This is a genomic window from Bacillus sp. PS196, assembly GCF_037963555.1.
GTDB classification, from domain to species: Bacteria; Bacillota; Bacilli; order Bacillales; family Bacillaceae; genus Bacillus; species Bacillus subtilis.
The window spans coordinates 2,485,184-2,505,357 of sequence record NZ_CP150159.1 but is presented as its reverse complement, the minus strand read 5'-3'; the positions used below and the strand labels follow the sequence as shown (position 1 = coordinate 2,505,357).

The window sequence follows — 20,174 nt, the reverse complement described above, 5'->3', positions numbered from 1 at the left end:
TGGGCGTTTTTTTATACAAAAAAACGCACTGATTTACAAAACCTTTACATTCGGTTCAAACCCTTTTTACATAGAACCTTTACTCTATACGTGTAGGACAAATTACACATTATACGCAGGGGGAATTCAGGAAATGAAAAAAAACAAATTGGTGCTTATGCTTCTGATGGCTGCTTTTATGATGATTGCAGCTGCATGCGGAAATGCAGGAGAAAGTAAAAAATCGAATAGCGATTCTGCAAAAGGAGAAGAAAAGGCATCAGGTTCTTTAACCATTTCTGGTTCATCGGCAATGCAGCCACTAGTACTTGCAGCCGCGGAAAAATTTATGGAAGAAAACCCTGATGCTGATATACAGGTACAAGCTGGCGGTTCTGGAACAGGGCTTTCTCAAGTCTCTGAAGGAGCTGTTCAGATCGGGAATTCAGACGTTTTTGCTGAAGAAAAAGAAGGCATCGATGCAAAAGCGCTTGTCGATCATCAAGTCGCTGTAGTTGGTATGGCAGCAGCTGTAAACCCTGATGCTGGTGTAAAGGATATTTCAAAAGATGAATTGAAAAAAATCTTCACTGGCAAAATCAAAAACTGGAAAGAGCTCGGCGGCAAAGACCAAAAGATTACACTTGTAAACCGTCCTGATTCTTCTGGCACACGTGCTACATTTGTGAAATATGCGCTTGACGGAGCGGAGCCTGCAGAAGGCATTACTGAAGATTCCTCTAACACGGTGAAAAAGATCATTGCTGATACTCCGGGAGCGATTGGATATCTTGCATTCTCATATTTAACAGATGACAAAGTAACTGCTCTATCTATTGACGGTGTTAAACCTGAAGCGAAAAATGTAGCAACTGGCGAGTATCCGATTTGGGCTTATCAGCATTCTTATACAAAAGGTGAAGCGACAGGTTTAGCTAAAGAATTTCTTGATTATCTAAAGAGTGAAGACATTCAAAAAAGCATTGTTACTGACCAAGGCTACATTCCGGTTACTGATATGAAAGTGACACGCGATGCCAAAGGGAAGCAAAGCTGATCTTAATAAAAAGAGGAGTGCGGGGACAACCGTTTCTCCTCTTAACACATTCATAGGAGTGTAAAACAATGATAAACAATAGAGAAAATATGTCTGTGAGCGAGCGTTTAATCAGCTCAAGGCAAAATCGGCAATTGGATGAAGTTCGGGGAAGAATGATTGTGACAGCATGTGCGCTGATTATGATTGCGGCATCTGTTGCGATCACCATTTTCCTCGGCGTGAAGGGGCTGCAATCTTTTCTTGTAAATGGTGTAAGCCCAATTGAATTCTTAACGAGCTTAAATTGGAATCCTACAGATAGTGATCCGAAATACGGAGTGCTGCCATTTATTTTTGGCTCATTTGCAGTAACGATTCTTTCTGCTCTAATCGCTGCGCCGCTTGGCATTGCAGGTGCGATTTTTATGACAGAGATTGCCCCGAATTGGGGAAAGAAAGTGCTGCAGCCGGTGATTGAGCTTTTAGTCGGTATTCCATCTGTTGTTTATGGATTCATAGGTCTTACAGTATTGGTGCCGTTTATCGCCCATTTCAAATCGAGCGGAACAGGGCACAGTTTATTGGCGGGAACGATTGTCCTTTCCGTCATGATTCTCCCGACGATCACATCGATTTCTGCTGATGCAATGGCTTCTCTTCCGAAGAGTTTACGAGAGGGTTCTTACGCGCTTGGTGCCACAAGATGGCAGACGATCAGAAAAGTACTTGTGCCTGCGGCTTTTCCAACATTGATGACAGCTGTTGTGTTAGGCATGGCTCGGGCGTTCGGTGAAGCTTTGGCTGTTCAGATGGTCATTGGAAATACAAGAGTATTGCCGGAAAGCCTGTTTGACACTGCGGGAACGCTGACAACGATCATCACGCTGAATATGGGCCACACCACATACGGAAGTGTTGAAAACAATACGCTGTGGTCAATGGGGCTTGTGCTTCTGGTGATGTCATTCTTGTTCATCCTGCTTATTCGCTACTTGTCATCTAGGAGGAAAGTGTAATGAACCGCAAAATAACAGATAAACTGGCGACCGGAATGTTTGGTTTGTGTGCAGCCATTATCGCTGCCATTTTAGTAGGTTTGTTTTCCTATATTATTATAAACGGTGTTTCTCAGCTCAGTTTTCAATTTATTACAACAAAATCGAGCGCCATTGCAGCTGGAGGAGGCATACGAGATCAGCTGTTTAACTCCTTTTATATTTTGTTTATTACAATGCTGATTACAATCCCGCTCGGTGTGGGCGGCGGAGTCTTCATGGCTGAATACGCGCCTAATAACAAAGTAACTGACTTCATCAGAACATGTATAGAGGTGCTTTCATCTCTTCCGTCTATTGTCATTGGGATGTTTGGATTATTGATGTTTGTCAACTTAACAGGCTGGGGATATACGATCATAGGCGGAGCGCTTGCGTTAACTGTTTTTAACCTTCCTGTCATGGTGCGTGTGACAGAAGACGCGATCCGTTCAGTCCCTAAAGATCTGAAGGAAGCCTCTCTCGCTTTAGGTGTATCACGCTGGCATACCGTAAAAACAGTTTTAATTCCAAGTGCGATTCCTTCTATCATCACAGGAGCAATTTTAGCGTCAGGAAGGGTGTTCGGGGAAGCGGCCGCATTATTATTTACGGCAGGCCTGACAACACCGCGTCTTAATTTTACGGAGTGGAACCCGTTTTCGGAAACATCACCGCTTAATATTTTCAGGCCCGCTGAAACACTTGCGGTCCACATTTGGAACGTCAATACACAAGGAATGATTCCGGATGCTGAAGCGATTGCCAACGGTGGTTCTGCCGTGCTGGTGATTTCTGTTCTTGTGTTTAATCTCGCGGCGAGATGGCTTGGCACGATGATCTACAAAAAGCTTACGGCAAATTAGAACGGAAAGAGGCGAAAAACATGTCTGAACAAATGGTAAAAGAAAAACCTGAGCGAGCTGTTATTGTTCCGAAGCAGAATCACGTGCTTGAGGTCAAAGATCTGTCTATTTTTTACGGAAATAAACAAGCCGTTCATCATGTAAACATGGATATTGAAAAAAATGCGGTGACTGCTTTAATTGGGCCGTCGGGATGCGGAAAATCTACTTTTTTGAGAAATATTAACCGAATGAACGATTTAATTCCATCTGCAAGAGCGGAAGGTGAAATCCTTTATGAAGGATTAAATATATTGGGCGGCAATATTAACGTTGTCAGCTTGAGAAGAGAAATCGGAATGGTTTTTCAAAAACCAAATCCATTTCCGAAATCGATCTATGCGAATATCACACATGCATTGAAATATGCCGGAGAGCGGAATAAAGCTGTTTTAGATGAAATTGTGGAAGAAAGTTTAACAAAAGCGGCCCTCTGGGATGAGGTGAAGGATCGTTTACATTCATCCGCACTCTCGTTATCCGGCGGCCAGCAGCAGCGTTTATGCATCGCGAGAACACTTGCGATGAAGCCGGCTGTTCTTCTGCTTGATGAACCAGCTTCAGCGCTTGATCCGATTTCAAATGCGAAAATAGAGGAATTAATTACAGGATTGAAAAGAGAATACTCAATTATTATTGTCACGCACAATATGCAGCAGGCTCTGCGGGTTTCTGACCGGACGGCATTCTTTTTAAACGGCGAGCTTGTAGAATACGGACAGACCGAACAGATTTTCACGAGTCCGAAAAAGCAAAAGACAGAGGATTATATTAACGGGAAATTCGGATAGGAGGGCGGCAATGAGTATTGCTACCGAAGCTGTAATGAAACAGGAAGTCTATCAAGTCAATGGAATGAACTTATGGTATGGACAGCATCATGCTTTAAAAAATATCAATTTGAGCATTTATGAAAATGAGGTTACGGCGATTATCGGTCCATCCGGATGCGGGAAATCGACCTTTATCAAGACATTGAATTTAATGATTCAAATGACGCCGAATGTAAAGCTTGCAGGTGAGCTGAACTATAATGGCAGCAACATTTTAAAGGATAAAGTGGACATCGTGGATTTGCGAAAAAATATCGGCATGGTATTCCAAAAAGGGAATCCGTTTCCGCAATCTATTTTTGATAATGTGGCTTACGGACCGAGAGTCCACGGCACCAAAAATAAGAAGAAGCTTCAGGAAATTGTGGAAAAGTCATTAAAAGACGTGGCGTTATGGGATGAGGTGAAGGATCGATTGCATACGTCCGCTCTTTCGCTGTCAGGGGGCCAGCAGCAGCGTCTTTGCATCGCCAGAGCACTTGCGACCAATCCTGATATTTTGCTGATGGATGAACCGACATCTGCACTAGATCCAATCTCAACGAGAAAAATTGAAGAACTCATTCTAGAGCTGAAAAATAAATATACAATTGTCATTGTCACGCATAACATGCAGCAGGCAGCAAGGGTTTCTGATCAAACCGCCTTTTTCTACATGGGCGAGCTTGTTGAATGCGACAATACGAATAAAATGTTCTCTAACCCGAAGGACCAAAGAACGCTCGATTACATTTCAGGAAAGTTTGGATGAAAAAAACAGGCTGAGTCAGCCTGTTTTTTTATCGTGTTAACGTTTTTACGATCTTTTTGAAACTCATGTCTGATTTTACTTTAAACTCGCCGGCACGAATTTCTTTGTGATAGCCGGCATCAATGACATAGTCATTAAAGTCTTGAGCCGAAGAGATAATGCCCTCTTTTTCAAGAATAGCAGATACATCCGCAGTGCTCATGCCATCTTTAATTTTGAGCTTGTACGTTTTGACTTTGTCTGTTTTCGTGTCTGAGCTGCTGTCATCGGTCAACGATTTCTCTTTTGAATCAAGAAGTTTTTGATATTCATCACGGTTCACAGAAACCATTTTTTTAGAATCAAGGTAATTGTTCACGTCTTGTTCAGTTACTGTTTTATTATCTTTTACAGCAGCGGCCTGATCTTCGTCAGTCAGATAAAAAACAGCTGCAAGAACGGCTGTCGCTAAAATGATGCCGCCAGCAAATGCCTGAATGCCCCGTTTTGTCATACGAGCACCTTCTCATTATCTTTGATAATCGTATTCACGTCTTCCACTGATACATGCTCAGCTTTAGCAATCGCTTCAGCTGACATACCGTTATTATATTTAGAAAGTATTTGTTTAGCGATTTTTTGATTGATGTCGTTCTGCTTTGATTTGCGAATGACAAGGTTTGTTTCCAGTAATTCTTCCTCAAGCACTGTCATTTTCTTTTTGAGCTTGTAAATTTCCTGCATCGCAGAAAGCTGCAGTGTTTCGAGCTCCTGTTCTACATCTTTCATCGGGTCTCTTTGAGAATATGAGAATGCAATTAGCGCTATACTGACGATAAACAACGCAATAATAGCAATTTCCACGTTTCATCACCTTCTATTCTTTTTTTATCCTTCTTTTTTATACCATAAAACCAATAGTTTCTAAAGGAATTCGCGAAAAAAACGAGATTTTGTCGAGAAATCTTTCTTTGCTTCTTCTTTATGTAATGGTTTAATAGGAACACGAAGTGAACGATTGGAAAGGAGAATGTTAGGAGTCCATGGATAAACACCCATTTCCCTATAATATACGACATAAGCTTTCCTTTTTTAGGGACACATTCGACATAATCATTCAAAACGCTCACACCTTGACCGTAAGCTGGGAAATCTCGGAAGAAACAATGCGGCTGGCTGAAGCGGTCCTTTTCGAAAAAACGCAGGATATGATAAAAGAATTGCGGATTGTCATCAAAAGAAAAGACATTGAAGCTGTCAGGACAAAACGCACAACGTATGATAAAGGCGAATGGACGATTAGACAGGCGGCTGGTGATGCTGTATATCGGGCTGAATACAGAATTGTGAATTCAATGAATGTCTCTCTCAAGCTTGCCGATACAGACGACATCTATCTTGATGAAAATGGGATTCGTCATATAAACAGCTTTCAGATTGAGGAAGCGCATACCAGGTGGGAGGCGCAATTTTCTGCATACACCTGTTATGGGAGAGGGGAAAAAGAACGGTGAACATTCTCATGCTTTCACCCGAACATCCCGATGAGCCGAAAAGCGGGCTCGGTGTCCATTTAAACCGCCTCAATTCCTATTTAAACCCTCATATCAACATTACAGTTTGTACTCCGAGCGGGCAGCTGTTTTCGTATGCGAAGTTTGAAGATTACATAGCTGATGCTAACTTTACAATGGTTCGCCATGTGTTATCACACAATAAACGCTTTGATCTGATTCATGCCCATGATGACACAACTGCCCCTGCCGCCCAGTATTTGAAACAACGGCTTGGCCTTCCGCTTACTGCGACAATCCACGGTCTTGAAAGAGAAAGGAAGAAGGTGTGCCGAGAAGCCCCACACCCATACAGGCTCAAGACCGAACGGCTCCTTATAGAATCCGCTGATGCATTGATCGTATTAAGCACATTTATGAAGCGGTCTCTTAATAAGGCAGCACATAAAAAAATAACCGTTATCCCAAGCCCTGCATCTATGGAGGAAGAGAAGGGGAAAATCCAAAGAAGCATAAATAGAAGATTCCTCTTTTCATATGGAAGGTTCGTTCCGGAAAAAGGATTTTCGCAGCTGTTAAAGGTATTTGCCTACTTGAAGCAGCGTCAGCCTGACCTCTATCTAGTGCTGGCTGGGGAGGGGCCGTCTCTGTCCTCCTATGAGAAATTGGCTGCGGCATATAACCTGAAGGATCGTGTCATGTTTCTGCCGTTTCTCAATAGGAAAGACATCAGAACGTTACTGTCTCACTGTGAAATGGCTGTTTTCCCTAGTTCTTATGAACCGTTTGGGCTTGCCGCGCAAGAAAGCATGGAACAAGGTGTGCTGACTGTCGTTTCTCAGTCGGGTGGTTTTTGTGATTATGCCGTTCATGACAAAACGGCAATCATCGCTGATTTTACGCGCGTACAGGAAGCGGCTGATCTGCTGGACAGCTTTTTAAAAGACCGGGAGAAAGCCCGCCGGATAAAAGAAGCTGGCAGACAACAAGTGTTTAAGCTCCACCACCCCCGACTCATTACGTCATCATATTTGCAGCTTTATGAGCGTATCATCAATAATTCAGCAATTCATTGAAAAACAGCCTAGCATTCCGTCCATTATAGTGGTATTATATATAAGTCTGAATAAGTAAATGATTTTAGTTTGGAGGGAAAATAATGCGCGTTAATATTACTTTGGCTTGCACTGAATGTGGTGAGCGTAACTATATTTCTAAAAAGAACAAACGCAACAATCCAGACCGCGTTGAATTTAAAAAATATTGCCCACGTGATAAAAAATCTACGTTACACCGTGAAACAAAATAACAGCTTTGCTGTTTGAGGTGTAAGAAAAAAGCCAGAGCTTTGAAAAAGGTTCTGGCTTTTTTTCTATTCCGAGGGGGATGAGAGATGAAATCACAATTAAGAAAAAAGACAATGCAGGCACTGTCTACTTTATCAAGTGATGATCTGCTTCAAAAAACGGAACGTATGTATAAGTATTTGTTTTCTCTGCCGGAGTGGCAAAATGCCGGCACCATTGCGGTCACCATCTCCAGAGGATTAGAGATACCGACGCGTCCTGTCATTGAGCAGGCTTGGGAAGAAGGGAAACAAGTTTGCATCCCAAAATGCCATCCGGACACGAAGAAAATGCAATTTCGCACATATCAGACTGATGATCAGCTCGAAACCGTGTACGCCGGACTGCTCGAGCCGGTAATTGAAAAAACAAAAGAAGTAAACCCATCACAAATTGACTTGGTGATCGTTCCAGGTGTTTGTTTTGATGTTAACGGGTTTAGGGTCGGCTTTGGAGGCGGCTATTATGATCGCTATTTAAGTGCATATGAAGGGAAGACAGTCTCTTTGCTTTTGGAGTGCCAGTTGTTTGCGCACGTACCCAGTCTGCCGCATGACATCCCGGTACATAAGCTGATAACAGAGGATCGGATCATTTCTTGTTTTTCATAACTTTCCTGTCCCTGATTCGAGAATAAATAAGGTAGAATAACAAACCCTATTGGCAGGAGGGATATCATGAAAAAACTTTTGATATATGCCATTTTCGCGGTTTCTGCCGTCATGTTTTATCAAAATCGCTACCGTCTTATGAATACTGTACTCAGCCAGCCAGGAATCAGGCGGTCTTTTATCCATTTGTTTTTAAGAATTCCATTTATCCGCAATAAGTTTATACAGCAAGCTTTCTAAAATCCCGTGAAAAACGGGATTTTTTGCTTTCAGTAGGCGTTTCGGAGCGCCAGCTGTTATAATGAAAAAAAACTATTGGAGCGGTAAACATGTTTTTGCTGGAGTATACATATTGGAAAATTGCGGCGCACCTGGTGAATAGCGGGTATGGCGTCATACAAGCCGGTGAGTCAGATGAAATATGGCTGGAAGCGCCGGACAAGTCCTCTCATGATCTAGTTCGTCTTTATAAGCACGATCTTGATTTCCGTCAAGAAATGGTTAGAGACATCGAAGAGCAGGCCGAACGAGTAGAACGAGTCAGACATCAATTGGGCAGACGAAGGATGAAGTTGCTGAACGTGTTTTTTTCAACGGAAGCCCCAGTTGATGACTGGGAAGAGATTGCAAAAAAAACTTTTGAGAAGGGAACTGTGTCAGTTGAGCCGGCGATCGTTAGAGGAACGATGCTTCGAGATGATCTTCAAGCGGTTTTTCCATCATTTCGTACAGAAGATTGTTCAGAGGAACACGCTTCGTTTGAAAACGCGCAAATGGCGCAAGAACGCTTCCTTTCGCTAGTGCTGAAACAAGAAGAACAGAGAAAAACTGAAGCGGCGGTTTTTCAAAACGGAAAACCGACTTTTACATATTTATTTATTGCGCTTCAGATCCTGATGTTTTTCTTGCTCGAAATAAACGGAGGCAGCACTAATACGGAGACACTGGTGGCTTTTGGAGCAAAAGAAAACAGCCTGATTGCACAAGGAGAATGGTGGCGGCTTCTGACACCGATCGTGCTTCACATCGGCATAGCGCATTTAGCTTTTAATACGCTGGCTTTATGGTCGGTTGGTACAGCGGTTGAGCGGATGTATGGATCGGGGAGATTTTTGCTGATTTATCTGGCTGCTGGCATTACGGGTTCGATTGCGAGTTTTGTGTTCAGCCCGTATCCTTCGGCAGGGGCATCAGGAGCCATATTCGGATGCTTAGGTGCATTACTGTATGTTGCTTTGTCTAATCGAAAAATGTTTTTAAGAACTATAGGAACCAATATTATTGTCATTATTATCATCAATCTGGGCTTTGGTTTTGCGGTTTCGAATATTGATAATTCAGGACATATCGGCGGCTTGATTGGCGGCTTTTTCGCTGCAGCAGCACTGGGGTTGCCTAAAGCCGGAGCCTTTGGAAAAAGATTGTTGTCAGCGGTTTTGCTGATTGCTTTGGCTGTTGGATTTTTATATTACGGATTGCATTCGCCTTCACACCAGGAGTCAGCGCTGATTCAGCAGGCAAGCGAGCTGTATCAGGAAGGAAAGTATGAAGAAGTAACAGAATTGCTGAACGGAGAAGCAGCGCAAAAAGATGCCTCTGCCGATCTTTTGAAAATTCTTGCTGTTTCTGATATTCAAATCGGCGAATATGATCAGGCGGTTTCCCTTTTGGAACGAGCAGTGAAAAAAGAACCTAAAGACCATGCTTCCTATTACAATTTAGCGTTATTGTATGCGGAAAAAAATGAGCTTGCACAAGCAGAAAAGGCCATCCAGACGGCTGTGAAACTGAAGCCGAAGGAGCAGCGCTACAAGGAGCTGCAGCGGCAAATTGAAAACAATAAAGAATCATAGAGGTGGAATATGGAAAGGAAGCTGGCTTTTTTGTCAGCGTTTTCTTCTTGACTGACCGCTTCCTTATGAATACGCTTATGATAGTTAAGTTCAAGAAATGGTGAGGAAAATGAATACATTTTATGATGTGCAGCAGCTGTTAAAAACGTTTGGCCACATTGTTTATTTTGGAGACAGAGAGCTTGAAATTGAGTTTATGCTGGATGAATTAAAGGAATTATACATGAACCACATGATTGAAAAGGAGCAGTGGGCCAGAGCGGCAGCTGTCCTTCGAAAAGAATTGGAACAAACAAAAAACGGAAGAGATTTTTATAAAGGCTAAGGTGATAAAAATGGACGAGATATGGTTTGCGGGCATTGACCTGGGAGGAACGACGATTAAACTCGCTTTTATTAATCAATATGGCGAAATTCAGCATAAGTGGGAAGTTCCGACTGATAAAACCGGCGACACGATTACTGTCACAATTGCAAAAACAATCGACAGCAAGCTGGATGAGCTGCAAAAACCGAAGCACATCATCAAATACATCGGAATGGGTGCACCAGGCCCTGTAGATATGGCGGCAGGAGTGGTTTATGAAACAGTAAATCTAGGGTGGAAAAATTATGCTTTGAAAAACCATCTGGAGACAGAAACCGGCATCCCAGCTGTTATAGAAAATGACGCGAATATTGCTGCGCTCGGGGAAATGTGGAAGGGAGCGGGTGATGGCGCAAAAGACGTCATTCTCGTGACGCTTGGCACAGGAGTTGGCGGCGGCATCATTGCAAATGGTGAAATTGTACATGGTATAAATGGCGCCGGCGGAGAAATCGGCCATATTTGCAGCATCCCTGAAGGCGGAGCGCCCTGCAACTGCGGCAAAACGGGCTGTATCGAAACAATTGCGTCAGCAACCGGAATTGTAAGAATTGCAAAAGAAAAAATAGCAAATGCTAAAAAGACGACACGTTTACAAGCAACCGAACAATTGTCAGCGCGGGATGTGTTTGAAGCGGCGGGTGAAAATGATGAAATTGCCCTTGAGGTGGTTGATTATGTAGCCAAGCATCTTGGTTTGGTGCTCGGAAATTTGGCAAGCTCGCTTAATCCATCCAAAATCGTTCTTGGCGGCGGCGTATCGAGAGCCGGAGAACTGCTGAGATCAAAAGTCGAGAAAACATTCCGCAAATGCGCGTTTCCGCGGGCAGCCCAAGCTGCTGATATTTCAATCGCAGCACTTGGAAATGATGCCGGCGTTATCGGAGGCGCTTGGATCGCTAAAAATGAATGGCTGAAACATCAAAATTGTTAAAATTGTGTAAATGAAATTGATTTTTTGTTGTGCTCAGGTTAAGATTTAATTTGATGTGTTAATGAGAATGTTGGGAATAGACTGATTTTTTTGAGCGTGCTGCATAGGAGGTTGAAATGCGAAAAACGTTTTTTTCGAAGATTTCATTTATGCTGATTGCCATTTTATTGATGTGGCTGAAAACGTATGCTGTTTACAAAACCAGTTTTCATATTAAAATCGACAATCTAACACAGGAATTTATTCTGTTTATCAACCCATTGAGTTTTTTGTTGCTTATTTTTGGCCTCAGCCTGTTTTTAAAAGGCAAAAACAGAAATCGCTACATTATCGCGATGAGCTGTCTTGTCACGTTTGTATTGCTGGCAAATATGGTTTTTTACCGTTTTTACAATGATTTCTTAACAATCCCTGTTCTTTTTCAAACGAGCAATATGGGTGATCTCGGAAGCAGCATCGGAACACTTCTTGAGCCGACAGACCTCCTATTAGCTGTAGATATTGCGGTTTTAATATGGCTTCACATCCGGCAAAAAGCTTTTCAATCGGACATTCCCTCAACGAAAAATGAACGGGCGGCTTATTTTTTGTTCGTTGCTTCTGTTTATTTCTTCAACCTGGGCTTGTCTGAGGCGGAAAGACCTCAGCTATTGACACGCTCATTTGACAGAGAAATGCTTGTTAAAAACATTAGCCTGTTTAATTTTCATATTTACGATGGCGTTCTTCAGTCAAAGCAATCCGCACAGAGAGCGTTGGCAGACAGCAACAGCCTGACGGAGATTGAAAACTACGTAACCGCTAATGCGAAGGATGCCAACAAACGCTTATTCGGCGCTGCAAAAGGAAGGAACGTCATTCTCGTATCCTTAGAGTCGACGCAAAGCTTCGTGATTAATGAAAAATTGAATGGAGAAGAAATCACGCCTTTTCTGAATGACTTTATAAAACAGAGCTACAACTTTAATAATGTTTACCACCAAACAGGCCAGGGGAAAACCTCGGATTCTGAATTTATCGTGGACAATTCACTGTATCCGCTTGGACGAGGTGCCGTATTTTTTACGAATGCGGGCAATCAATATATGGCCGCTCCTGAAATTTTGAAAAACAGCGGATACTATTCAGCGGTGCTCCACGCTAATAATAAGAGCTTTTGGAATCGTGATTTAATGTACGACTCATTTGGATATGATTCGTTTTTTGATATTAACTCGTATGATGTAACTGACGAAAATTCAGTCGGCTGGGGACTTAAGGATAAAGAATTTTTTGAGCAGTCTTCAGAGCTGATGAAAAATCTGCCTCAGCCGTTTTACTCGAGGCTGATTACACTGACGAACCACTTCCCGTTTGATCTTGATGAAGAGGACCAATTGATTGATGAATATGATTCAAGCAGCCAGACGCTAAATAAATATTTTCCGACAGTGCGTTATCAGGATGAGGCGCTGAAACGGTTTATCGAAAAGCTGAAGGAAGACGGGTTATATGACAACTCTGTTATTGTATTATATGGTGACCATTATGGTATATCAGAAAACCATAATGAAGCGATGGGGCAGTTTTTAGGAAAAGAAATAACCCCATTTGAAGAGGTACAGCTCCAAAAAGTGCCGCTGGTCATTCATATTCCGGGTATTACTGATAAAAAGCCGCAAACCATTGAAACAGTAGGCGGGCAGATTGATATCAGGCCGACGCTGATGAATCTTTTAGGGATTGATACGAAAGATCAAATTCAATTCGGCAACGATCTGCTTTCAGACGAAAAACTGGACTTCACGGTGCTCCGGGACGGGAGCTTTATCACAGATCAGGTTGTTTATACAGACGGTGCGTGTTATGACAAAGAGACGGGAAAACCGTTAGAAGAGACAAAACAATGTGAAGCATTTGCTGATAAAGCAAAACAGGAGCTATCACTTTCTGATGAAATCATTTATGGGGATTTGTTGCGATTTTATGACCAGAAAAGGCTGGACAATTCGTCAAAACGGAAAGAAAAACAAATGCTTGATCAGGCATCGTAATCACAATGTCTCCCGCGTCAAAGTGAGCGGGAGGCTTTCTTTTTTTAAATACGCTGTCATATAGTAACAAAAAAGGGGGATGATGATGGCGTTTATTACGGTGAAACCTGAGATCAAGAACAATTTGGCCAGAGTGGCGAAAGAACTGAAGATAGACGAGGAATTGCTTAAAAGTGCAAATCGCTCCGCACAAAAACATCAATTGTATTGCCCTGGTTATGTGATAGAGGAGCATAGCGGCAAAGAGCTTCAAACCATTCAGGACATAAAGGGCTTTTTACAGCCTCGGCAGCTGAAACTTTCTGATAGCTGGATTGAGCAAGAGAAAATCTATGATGATTCAGCTGTTGAAAAGGAAATAAAGAAGATTATTGATGTTTTTCCGTTTGTCTCATGCCGGGAAATTGGCCGTTCTGTACTCGGCAGGCCTATCTGGGAGCTGAAGGCTGGTGGGGAGCATGCCGTAAAAAAGGTCCATATGAACGCGTCATTTCATGCGAATGAGTGGATTACAACGTCTGTCCTGCTAAAATGGTTTAAGGAATACTGTATGTCATTATGCTGCAATTCGCCTTATTTTGGCTTTTCTCCCATAAAGCTGTTTAACAGCACATCCTTATCCCTCGTTCCTCTTGTCAATCCGGATGGCGTTGATCTTGTTTTAAACGGATCAGAAGTCATGGGAGCCAGAAGAGATGAGCTCGAAAGGCTAAATGAACATCGTCCAAATTTTAATGAATGGAAGGCGAATATAAACGGGGTTGATTTAAATAAACAATTTCCATCATTATGGGAAATTGAAAAATACCGAAAACCGACAGCACCCAGCTACCGCGATTTTCCGGGAATCTCTCCGCTTACGGAGCCGGAATCTATTGCGATGTACCGGCTGATCACGGAGAATCCGCCTGACAGACTGCTGGCTCTTCATACTCAAGGAGAAGAAATTTATTGGGGCTATAAAGGCCTTGAGCCTGAGGAATCTGCTGCCGTCATAAAGGAGTTTGAGGAGTTAAGCGGGAACATTTATAAGGGAGTAAGGGATATAGACAGCTATGCTGGATTTCGTGATTGGTTTATTCACCATTATTTTAAGGAAGGGTATACGGTGGAACTTGGAAAAGGCCAAAATCCTTTGCCGTTTCAGCAGTTTTCACACATATATAACGCCACAAGCGGTATCTTGTGGAGGGCGTTATTTTTTCATGAGTAACTGAAACTTTTTCTTTTTTCTGCCGAAGCAAATATGAGAGAATAAAGATGATCGGAGGGGAATGCTGATGAGATCAGTTTGTTTTATTCTGCTGGCGGTATTGCTGTTTAGTTTATCGGCATGCGAACCATCTCATCAGCAGCAAAAACAGGCATCGGCGGCAAAAGATGAGAAAAAAGACATCATACCGCTTTCCGCGGAAAAAGCGGATGGGGCGGAAGGCTGGCTGAATAACAGCACAATATTATATACTGCGTCTAATCCGACGAAAACAGAGCTTTTTGCGTACCGCATCTTTACAGGCAAAGCGAAAAAGCTCTATCAAACGGATGGTCAAATCGTTGATGTTCAAATCAATGCGAGGGAGCAGATGATTCTGCTGCAAATCACACATAGCCAAAAGACGGCAGTGGTTTTGCTTAATGCAGAAGGAGAGACGCTTTACGAAAAAGATTACGAAACGTATGAGCTTGAAGCTGCTTGGAATCAGTATGATCCTTATCAAATGATGGTGACGGAATTCAATGAAAACTGGGATTTCCATACATATCAGGTGAATGCTAAAAAAGACGAATCTTTCTTAAGCCCAGTACAGGTTCCGTTCATTCATTGGACATCCAAAAATACATTTGATTATGTAAAAGAGGGTAGAGACGATAAAACAGGGCCTTTATATACGTTCGATACAGCTTCTAAGACGGAACAGAAGCTTGAGGATAACGTTCTATTCTTCGATTCTTTCCATCAAATGAGTTTTACTGTCAAATCAGCTTCCGGAGGAAAAGGGACGTATCAGTTTAAAACGCCGCAATCAACATCACCTGTTACAGCGAAATGGCCGCTCCAAGCGAAATATACAAGTTTGGCTCCAATGGAGTATGACTATGATGAAGCAGGAGGCCTGTTTTATACATTCAAACAAAGCGGCGATGCATATAAGCTCGCAGCAATCAATGTAGCATCGGGAGAGACAAAAGATCTTGTGTCTCTGCGGGAAATGGAGCCGATTCAAATATCTCCGAACGGGAAATATGCGTTATACGGCTTTCATTTTGAGCAAATTATTTTATTGAAATCACATGAAACGAAGCAACTCATCATTGATCAAAAGGAGATGGAATAACGATGGCTATCGCAGATGTAACCATTATCCCAATCGGTACGGAAACACCCAGTGTCAGTGCTTACGTAGCCGATGTGCAAAAGATATTAGAAGGATATCAAGCAGAAGGGAAAATCAAATATCAGCTGACACCGATGAATACGCTGATCGAGGGAGAACTCAGTGACCTTTTTGCAGTTATTCAGGCAATTCACGAAGCGCCATTTCAAAAAGGATTGCACAGAGTGGCAACGAATATCCGTATCGATGACAGGCGTGACAAAAAAACGACGCTTGAGAGCAAAATAGAAAGTGTCAATAAACATTTACAGCCATAAAAATAAACCTGTATCCGATCGGATACAGGTTTTAATGTGCGGTTGGATACCCGCTGTTTATTACGGTCATCACGGTAAACCATCCAAAGACAAATAAGGTGGCACCGGCTAATAAAAACCCGAGTATATTTTTATTTCTAACAGAACGCAAGACTCCCCATAAAGCGAAAAGAGCGACAAGGCCGAAAATCACGACAAGTAACATAACACAGCCCCCTTTACATTGAAAAACCTGCAATTCTTTCCAGTTTTATTCTACCTGTTTTTTATAGGTTTGTCGATAGCGTTTTCATTGCGATTGTTTGAATCTTTTTTCAAAAACCCTCATAATAAGAGCATAAAAAAGAAAGAGGTGATAATAGTGAAATGGAGACGAATGCCAGTAGGGCCGATTCAAGCTAACGCATATTTTCTCATCAATGATGATCAATGCCTGATTTTTGATCCGGGCGGCGAGGGACATAAAATCAATCAATACATAAAAGAAAAAGGGCTGACGCCTTTAGCCATTTTGCTTACACATGCCCATTTTGACCATATTGGGGCGCTTGATGAAGTGAGAGAAAAATGGGATATTCCTGTTTACCTGCATCAAAATGAAAAAAATTGGCTTACGGATGCTTCTTTAAACGGCTCCGGCATGCTGCGAGGGATAGAAGTAACAGCTAAGCCTGCAGATCATCTAATTGAAGGCGACGGTGAGTTGAATATCGGGCCGTTTCATTTGGAAACATTATTTACGCCGGGACATTCACCAGGCAGTGTGTCTTACTACGTGAAAGATGCAGACTTGGTCATCTCCGGAGATGTCTTGTTCCAAGGCGGTATAGGACGTACGGATTTAATAGGCGGCGATCAAGAGACGCTGCTGACGTCCATTCATGAAAAACTGCTTACGCTTCCGGAACACACGCTGGTGTTAAGCGGCCATGGACCTGAAACAAACGTACTGACTGAGCAGGACCAAAATCCGTTTTTAAATGGGTTTTCATTGTAAAAAAAGAGACAAACCGATAAGGTTTGTCTCTTTCTGCATTTAATGGCCTCCGCCGCCGGGCACCATAATAAAAATTGAGTAATATGTAAAGCCGGCGAAGAAAATCGTTAAATAAGCGCCAAAAATATAAATATACATGCGTTCGGTTAAGTTCAAATACGATAGAAACACAAATAAGATCGTCTGTCCAAAAAATAAAAGGGAAGCATCTTTCATATCACCTAAATAAAACATGACTGCAAAAATTCCCGTCCAAAATCCTAACACCCGGAACATGCGATTCATTTTTATCCCCTCCCGAGAGTCCCTCTGACTGTTATTATAATGGATCACACCTAGAAATGTAAACATTTTCATTATTAATATACAAATGGAATTTGTCCCTTTGATTGTGTTTTCTATTGTATGAATGTTTTTAAAAAAATAATCCGAAAAAAGTTCTGTAAATGGTTTAAATGAAAAATGATCCGGGTAGTTATTCTACAAAGAGATGGTTAACTGAGGAGGAAAAAACGAATGGAACAACAATTAACTTTTTACTCATATCCAAGCTGCACGTCATGCCGAAAAACAAAACATTGGCTTAAAGCACATCAAATTGAATTTAACGAACGGCACTTATTCAGAGAAACCCCGACAAGAGAAGAATTAAAGTACATTTTATCGTTAACGACAGAAGGAATTGATGAAATTTTGGCGACAAGAAGCCAGACTTTCAAAAATTTAAATTTAAACATTGAAGAAATGACGGTAAATGAGGTGCTGGAACTTTTAATCGAGAAGCCGAAGCTTTTGCGACGCCCGATTCTAGTAGACAACAAAAAGCTGGTGATTGGTTATAACCCGGGAGAACTGTTGAAGTTATCGAAGAAGAAAACGGTTCATCAATCTGCATGATGAAAAACCGAAGATCCGCTGATTTATTCGAATCAGCTTGTCTTCGGTTTTTCACCTGTTCAGAAACTGGGCTAGCTGGATTCGAACCAACGATCACGGAGTCAAAGTCCATTGCCTTACCGCTTGGCTATAGCCCATTGAATCTAAACATAGTATGTGTAAAGGCAGACGCGTTATACATATATAGCGTACATTTTTCAAAAACAGGAGGTAGCTCATTAAGATGATAGCTCTTGATCAGCACTTAACAGAGCACAAAGAAGATATCACGCAACAATGGCTGGAAGTTTGTACATCAACAGGCAGCTGGCTGTATTCAGCGAAAGATCAGCAAAAACTAGAACAAAAGTTAAAAGACCAGCATGAATTATTGGTGACCATCGTAGCAAAATCCCTTAGAAAAGAAGACGTAGAGGATGAGCTCAACCGGTGGTCTCTTCAATGCGCCAGAGACCGTGCCGTTCATGAAGTGACGGTTACACAAAGTGTCGGCCAGTTTAACACTTTCAGGCACATCATGTTTGAATGGATTCATAAATTCAGCGAAGCTTCTTCTCAAGACATCAGCATTCAGGAATTTTATGAGTGGAGCCGGATCTTGAATCAAAACATTGATGAGATCATCGAAGTGTTTACGGGAGAATATCACCAGGTGACCATGATACAATTAAACGCGCAAAAAGAAATGATTAATGAATTGAGTGCGCCGATTATGCCGATTACTGATGGAATTGGGATTCTTCCGCTTGTCGGTGAAATTGATACGCACAGAGCGAGGACGATTTTGGAGTCTGTGCTGGAGCAGTGCTCAGCGTTAAAGCTCTCGTATTTATTTTTAGATATTTCGGGCGTTCCTATCGTTGATACCATGGTAGCCTATCAAATTTTTAAAGTGATTGACAGCACCAAATTGCTCGGCATTGAGACGATTATTTCAGGAATCAGGCCGGAAATTGCCCAAACTGTCGTGAAGCTGGGTCTGGATTTTTCGAATGTGAAAACCGAGCAAAGTCTTGCTAAAGCCCTGGCCAATAAAGGGTTTAAAATAAAAGAGTGTTGATGCCTTTGCCATGTTTATCTTGAAAGATAGCAGCTGAACAGCCTTTCACGGGCTATTCAGCTTTTTTAACTTCTATAAATAAAATGTGATGGCTGTTGATGTCTTTTACCTTAAAAGAGTAGCCATCATATTCTATGGTACTTTCAGGCTCAGCGTCTATGTTTTGTGTCAAAAACCAGCCGCCCAAGGTGTCTACTTCTGCGTCCGATAAATCGGTTCCAAGCAGGCTGTTAACATCGCTGATTAATAATTTTGCATTTAACAAGTAATGATCCTTTCCAAGTTCGCGGATATGAGGCACTTCATCCGCATCAAATTCATCACGGATTTCTCCTACAATTTCCTCGATAATATCCTCGACAGTGACCAAACCGGACGTCCCGCCATATTCATCTATGAGGATCGCCATATGAGTGCGTTCCTTTTGCATTTTCAGCAATAGTTTATAAATAGGAATCGTCTCAATGACATGGATAACGGGCTGTACGAAAGGTTCAATTTGATGCTTCTTGATTGAAAAATCTTTCGTCAGCATGGAAAACAGCACTTCTTTCATATTAATCACGCCAATAACGTTATCTTTATCCTCTCTTACAACTGGGTACCGTGTATATTTTGTTTGCTTGACTGTTTCCTGAAGATTTGAAATGGAGTCTTCATCTAGTGACAAACTGACCATTTCATTTCGCGGCACCATAATTTCCTTTGCCATTCGTTTATCAAAGGTGAAGATATTATTCATGTACTTTAATTCACTTTTTCTAATCTCGCCGCTTTTATAGCTTTCAGCCAATAGGACCCGAAGTTCTTCCTCTGTATATGCCAGCTCGTGCTCTGATGCCGGCTTCAGTCCAAACACTCCTGTAATCAATCGGGCAGAGTGGTTCAACAGCCAAATGAATGGAAACATGATCTTATAAAACCAAATAAGCGGTTTAGCGAACAACAAGGTAATGCTTTCTGCTTTTTGAATGGCGAAACTCTTTGGAGCCAGCTCCCCGATAACGACATTTAAATACGTAACCGCTAAAAATGCGATGACGAGTGAAAGCAGGTGGGTAAGCGATTCATTTAAGCCTGCTTTATGAAAAAGCGGTCGAAGCAGAGTTTGCACAGTCGGTTCCCCAAGCCATCCCAGTCCTAATGCTGCGACTGTGATGCCCAGCTGACAGGCTGATAAATATTCATCAAGGTGAGTGATGACATGCTTTGCCGCTTTAGCACCTTTCTTTCCTTTTGCGACAAGCTGATCAATTTTGGACCGCCGCACTTTCACGATTGAAAATTCTACGGCAACAAAAAATCCTGTTAACAAAATGAGAATAGCGACTGCTAGTAAATTGACAAATTCCAAAACAACTGCCTTCTCCAAGGAAGGCATGCACCTCC

At 42.1% G+C, this 20,174-nt stretch carries 25 protein-coding genes and 1 tRNA gene; 20 read left to right on the top strand and 6 right to left on the bottom strand.

Going from position 1 to position 20,174, the window contains the following annotated elements; genetic code table 11:
- Positions 1–133 precede the first annotated feature (133 nt).
- The 5 genes from NST79_RS13015 (at position 134) to pstB (NST79_RS12995) (ending at position 4,541) form a co-directional block, all read left to right on the top strand.
- Positions 134–1,036, top strand: a complete 903-nt coding sequence (locus NST79_RS13015) for a phosphate ABC transporter substrate-binding protein (RefSeq protein ID WP_015714269.1) — start codon at positions 134–136, stop codon at positions 1,034–1,036.
- Positions 1,037–1,104: 68 nt separating this feature from the next.
- The gene (gene pstC / locus NST79_RS13010; RefSeq protein ID WP_046160595.1) at positions 1,105–2,034 is read left to right on the top strand and encodes a phosphate ABC transporter permease subunit PstC; all 930 of its coding nucleotides are present in this window, start codon (positions 1,105–1,107) and stop codon (positions 2,032–2,034) included.
- Positions 2,034–2,918, top strand: coding sequence for a phosphate ABC transporter permease PstA (gene pstA / locus NST79_RS13005; RefSeq protein WP_003230103.1), 885 nt, complete (start codon positions 2,034–2,036; stop codon positions 2,916–2,918). The genes pstC and pstA overlap by 1 nt, the downstream gene beginning before the upstream one ends.
- A 20-nt stretch (positions 2,919–2,938) precedes the next feature.
- Positions 2,939–3,748, top strand: a complete 810-nt coding sequence (gene pstB, locus NST79_RS13000; RefSeq protein ID WP_015384102.1) for a phosphate ABC transporter ATP-binding protein PstB — start codon at positions 2,939–2,941, stop codon at positions 3,746–3,748.
- Positions 3,749–3,758: 10 nt separating this feature from the next.
- Positions 3,759–4,541 (top strand): phosphate ABC transporter ATP-binding protein PstB, encoded by a 783-nt coding sequence (pstB, locus tag NST79_RS12995; RefSeq protein WP_014480273.1) that lies wholly within the window; start codon positions 3,759–3,761, stop codon positions 4,539–4,541.
- Between the two features lie 28 nt (positions 4,542–4,569).
- Here the strand turns inward: pstB (NST79_RS12995) and NST79_RS12990 are convergent, their stop codons facing one another.
- Complete coding sequence (locus NST79_RS12990; protein WP_014480272.1) at positions 4,570–5,034, bottom strand: endolytic transglycosylase MltG; 465 nt, start codon at positions 5,032–5,034, stop codon at positions 4,570–4,572.
- Entirely contained in the window at positions 5,031–5,384 is a 354-nt protein-coding gene (locus NST79_RS12985) for a hypothetical protein (protein WP_003245993.1), read from the bottom strand. The genes NST79_RS12990 and NST79_RS12985 overlap by 4 nt, the downstream gene beginning before the upstream one ends.
- 179 nt (positions 5,385–5,563) lie before the next feature.
- On the opposite strand from NST79_RS12985, the gene NST79_RS12980 reads away from it, so the two are divergent.
- From NST79_RS12980 to NST79_RS12925, 12 genes are all read left to right on the top strand, one after another.
- Positions 5,564–6,034, top strand: coding sequence for a hypothetical protein (locus NST79_RS12980; protein WP_167559464.1), 471 nt, complete (start codon positions 5,564–5,566; stop codon positions 6,032–6,034).
- A complete protein-coding gene (locus NST79_RS12975; RefSeq protein ID WP_212058903.1) occupies positions 6,031–7,110 on the top strand; it encodes a glycosyltransferase in 1,080 nt (359 codons plus the stop codon). Before NST79_RS12980 ends, NST79_RS12975 begins: the two co-directional genes overlap by 4 nt.
- Positions 7,111–7,193: 83 nt before the next feature.
- Positions 7,194–7,343, top strand: a complete 150-nt coding sequence (gene rpmG, locus NST79_RS12970) for a 50S ribosomal protein L33 (protein WP_003153056.1) — start codon at positions 7,194–7,196, stop codon at positions 7,341–7,343.
- An 84-nt stretch (positions 7,344–7,427) separates the two neighbouring features.
- Positions 7,428–7,991 (top strand): 5-formyltetrahydrofolate cyclo-ligase, encoded by a 564-nt coding sequence (locus NST79_RS12965; protein ID WP_212058901.1) that lies wholly within the window; start codon positions 7,428–7,430, stop codon positions 7,989–7,991.
- Positions 7,992–8,057: 66 nt separating this feature from the next.
- On the top strand, positions 8,058–8,231 hold the full coding sequence (locus NST79_RS12960) for a hypothetical protein (protein WP_003230126.1): 174 nt from the start codon (positions 8,058–8,060) through the stop codon (positions 8,229–8,231).
- Between the two features lie 89 nt (positions 8,232–8,320).
- Positions 8,321–9,844 (top strand): rhomboid protease YqgP, encoded by a 1,524-nt coding sequence (gene yqgP / locus NST79_RS12955; protein WP_212058899.1) that lies wholly within the window; start codon positions 8,321–8,323, stop codon positions 9,842–9,844.
- A 109-nt stretch (positions 9,845–9,953) separates the two neighbouring features.
- Positions 9,954–10,169 carry a YqgQ family protein gene (locus NST79_RS12950; protein WP_004399107.1) on the top strand — a complete coding sequence of 72 codons (216 nt, stop codon included), beginning with the start codon at positions 9,954–9,956 and terminating at the stop codon, positions 10,167–10,169.
- Between the two features lie 10 nt (positions 10,170–10,179).
- Complete coding sequence (gene glcK / locus NST79_RS12945) at positions 10,180–11,145, top strand: glucose kinase GlcK (protein ID WP_123373069.1); 966 nt, start codon at positions 10,180–10,182, stop codon at positions 11,143–11,145.
- Positions 11,146–11,261: 116 nt separating this feature from the next.
- Complete coding sequence (locus tag NST79_RS12940) at positions 11,262–13,178, top strand: LTA synthase family protein (protein ID WP_003230133.1); 1,917 nt, start codon at positions 11,262–11,264, stop codon at positions 13,176–13,178.
- Positions 13,179–13,260: 82 nt separating this feature from the next.
- Positions 13,261–14,391 carry a M14 family metallocarboxypeptidase gene (locus NST79_RS12935; RefSeq protein WP_212058909.1) on the top strand — a complete coding sequence of 377 codons (1,131 nt, stop codon included), beginning with the start codon at positions 13,261–13,263 and terminating at the stop codon, positions 14,389–14,391.
- Between the two features lie 61 nt (positions 14,392–14,452).
- Entirely contained in the window at positions 14,453–15,514 is a 1,062-nt protein-coding gene (locus NST79_RS12930; protein ID WP_003230137.1) for a lipoprotein, read from the top strand.
- 2 nt (positions 15,515–15,516) lie between these two features.
- The gene (locus NST79_RS12925) at positions 15,517–15,831 is read left to right on the top strand and encodes an MTH1187 family thiamine-binding protein (RefSeq protein WP_003230139.1); all 315 of its coding nucleotides are present in this window, start codon (positions 15,517–15,519) and stop codon (positions 15,829–15,831) included.
- 31 nt (positions 15,832–15,862) lie between these two features.
- On the opposite strand, the gene NST79_RS12920 is transcribed toward NST79_RS12925, so the two are convergent.
- Positions 15,863–16,036, bottom strand: coding sequence for a DUF2759 family protein (locus NST79_RS12920; RefSeq protein ID WP_003230141.1), 174 nt, complete (start codon positions 16,034–16,036; stop codon positions 15,863–15,865).
- A gap of 156 nt (positions 16,037–16,192) precedes the next feature.
- On the opposite strand from NST79_RS12920, the gene NST79_RS12915 reads away from it, so the two are divergent.
- Positions 16,193–16,828 carry an MBL fold metallo-hydrolase gene (locus NST79_RS12915; protein WP_048655106.1) on the top strand — a complete coding sequence of 212 codons (636 nt, stop codon included), beginning with the start codon at positions 16,193–16,195 and terminating at the stop codon, positions 16,826–16,828.
- 39 nt (positions 16,829–16,867) lie between these two features.
- Here the strand turns inward: NST79_RS12915 and NST79_RS12910 are convergent, their stop codons facing one another.
- On the bottom strand, positions 16,868–17,113 hold the full coding sequence (locus tag NST79_RS12910; RefSeq protein ID WP_003226300.1) for a DUF2626 domain-containing protein: 246 nt from the start codon (positions 17,111–17,113) through the stop codon (positions 16,868–16,870).
- Between the two features lie 231 nt (positions 17,114–17,344).
- On the opposite strand from NST79_RS12910, the gene mgsR reads away from it, so the two are divergent.
- Entirely contained in the window at positions 17,345–17,725 is a 381-nt protein-coding gene (gene mgsR / locus NST79_RS12905; protein ID WP_003230147.1) for a transcriptional regulator MgsR, read from the top strand.
- A gap of 66 nt (positions 17,726–17,791) precedes the next feature.
- Here mgsR and NST79_RS12900 read toward each other — a convergent pair.
- Positions 17,792–17,862 (bottom strand) — tRNA-Gln (locus NST79_RS12900).
- A gap of 86 nt (positions 17,863–17,948) precedes the next feature.
- Here NST79_RS12900 and rsbRD point away from each other — a divergent pair.
- Entirely contained in the window at positions 17,949–18,785 is an 837-nt protein-coding gene (gene rsbRD, locus NST79_RS12895; RefSeq protein WP_046381180.1) for an RsbT co-antagonist protein RsbRD, read from the top strand.
- A gap of 52 nt (positions 18,786–18,837) precedes the next feature.
- Here rsbRD and NST79_RS12890 read toward each other — a convergent pair whose 3' ends face one another.
- Complete coding sequence (locus NST79_RS12890) at positions 18,838–20,166, bottom strand: hemolysin family protein (protein WP_003230150.1); 1,329 nt, start codon at positions 20,164–20,166, stop codon at positions 18,838–18,840.
- Positions 20,167–20,174: the final 8 nt, after the last annotated feature.

Excerpts from the sequence above, each read along its gene's own strand:
- NST79_RS13015 (WP_015714269.1), top strand. The coding sequence starts at position 134 with ATGAAAAAAAACAAATTGGTGCTTATGCTTCTGATGGCTGCTTTTATG.
- pstC (WP_046160595.1), top strand. The coding sequence starts at position 1,105 with ATGATAAACAATAGAGAAAATATGTCTGTGAGCGAGCGTTTAATCAGC.
- pstA (WP_003230103.1), top strand. The coding sequence starts at position 2,034 with ATGAACCGCAAAATAACAGATAAACTGGCGACCGGAATGTTTGGTTTG.
- pstB (WP_015384102.1), top strand. The coding sequence starts at position 2,939 with ATGTCTGAACAAATGGTAAAAGAAAAACCTGAGCGAGCTGTTATTGTT.
- pstB (WP_014480273.1), top strand. The coding sequence starts at position 3,759 with ATGAGTATTGCTACCGAAGCTGTAATGAAACAGGAAGTCTATCAAGTC.
- NST79_RS12990 (WP_014480272.1), bottom strand. The coding sequence starts at position 5,034 with ATGACAAAACGGGGCATTCAGGCATTTGCTGGCGGCATCATTTTAGCG.
- NST79_RS12980 (WP_167559464.1), top strand. The coding sequence starts at position 5,564 with ATGGATAAACACCCATTTCCCTATAATATACGACATAAGCTTTCCTTT.
- rpmG (WP_003153056.1), top strand. The coding sequence starts at position 7,194 with ATGCGCGTTAATATTACTTTGGCTTGCACTGAATGTGGTGAGCGTAAC.
- NST79_RS12965 (WP_212058901.1), top strand. The coding sequence starts at position 7,428 with ATGAAATCACAATTAAGAAAAAAGACAATGCAGGCACTGTCTACTTTA.
- NST79_RS12960 (WP_003230126.1), top strand. The coding sequence starts at position 8,058 with ATGAAAAAACTTTTGATATATGCCATTTTCGCGGTTTCTGCCGTCATG.
- yqgP (WP_212058899.1), top strand. The coding sequence starts at position 8,321 with ATGTTTTTGCTGGAGTATACATATTGGAAAATTGCGGCGCACCTGGTG.
- NST79_RS12950 (WP_004399107.1), top strand. The coding sequence starts at position 9,954 with ATGAATACATTTTATGATGTGCAGCAGCTGTTAAAAACGTTTGGCCAC.
- glcK (WP_123373069.1), top strand. The coding sequence starts at position 10,180 with ATGGACGAGATATGGTTTGCGGGCATTGACCTGGGAGGAACGACGATT.
- NST79_RS12940 (WP_003230133.1), top strand. The coding sequence starts at position 11,262 with ATGCGAAAAACGTTTTTTTCGAAGATTTCATTTATGCTGATTGCCATT.
- NST79_RS12935 (WP_212058909.1), top strand. The coding sequence starts at position 13,261 with ATGATGGCGTTTATTACGGTGAAACCTGAGATCAAGAACAATTTGGCC.
- NST79_RS12930 (WP_003230137.1), top strand. The coding sequence starts at position 14,453 with ATGCTGATGAGATCAGTTTGTTTTATTCTGCTGGCGGTATTGCTGTTT.
- NST79_RS12925 (WP_003230139.1), top strand. The coding sequence starts at position 15,517 with ATGGCTATCGCAGATGTAACCATTATCCCAATCGGTACGGAAACACCC.
- NST79_RS12920 (WP_003230141.1), bottom strand. The coding sequence starts at position 16,036 with ATGTTACTTGTCGTGATTTTCGGCCTTGTCGCTCTTTTCGCTTTATGG.
- NST79_RS12910 (WP_003226300.1), bottom strand. The coding sequence starts at position 17,113 with ATGAATCGCATGTTCCGGGTGTTAGGATTTTGGACGGGAATTTTTGCA.
- mgsR (WP_003230147.1), top strand. The coding sequence starts at position 17,345 with ATGGAACAACAATTAACTTTTTACTCATATCCAAGCTGCACGTCATGC.
- rsbRD (WP_046381180.1), top strand. The coding sequence starts at position 17,949 with ATGATAGCTCTTGATCAGCACTTAACAGAGCACAAAGAAGATATCACG.
- NST79_RS12890 (WP_003230150.1), bottom strand. The coding sequence starts at position 20,166 with ATGCCTTCCTTGGAGAAGGCAGTTGTTTTGGAATTTGTCAATTTACTA.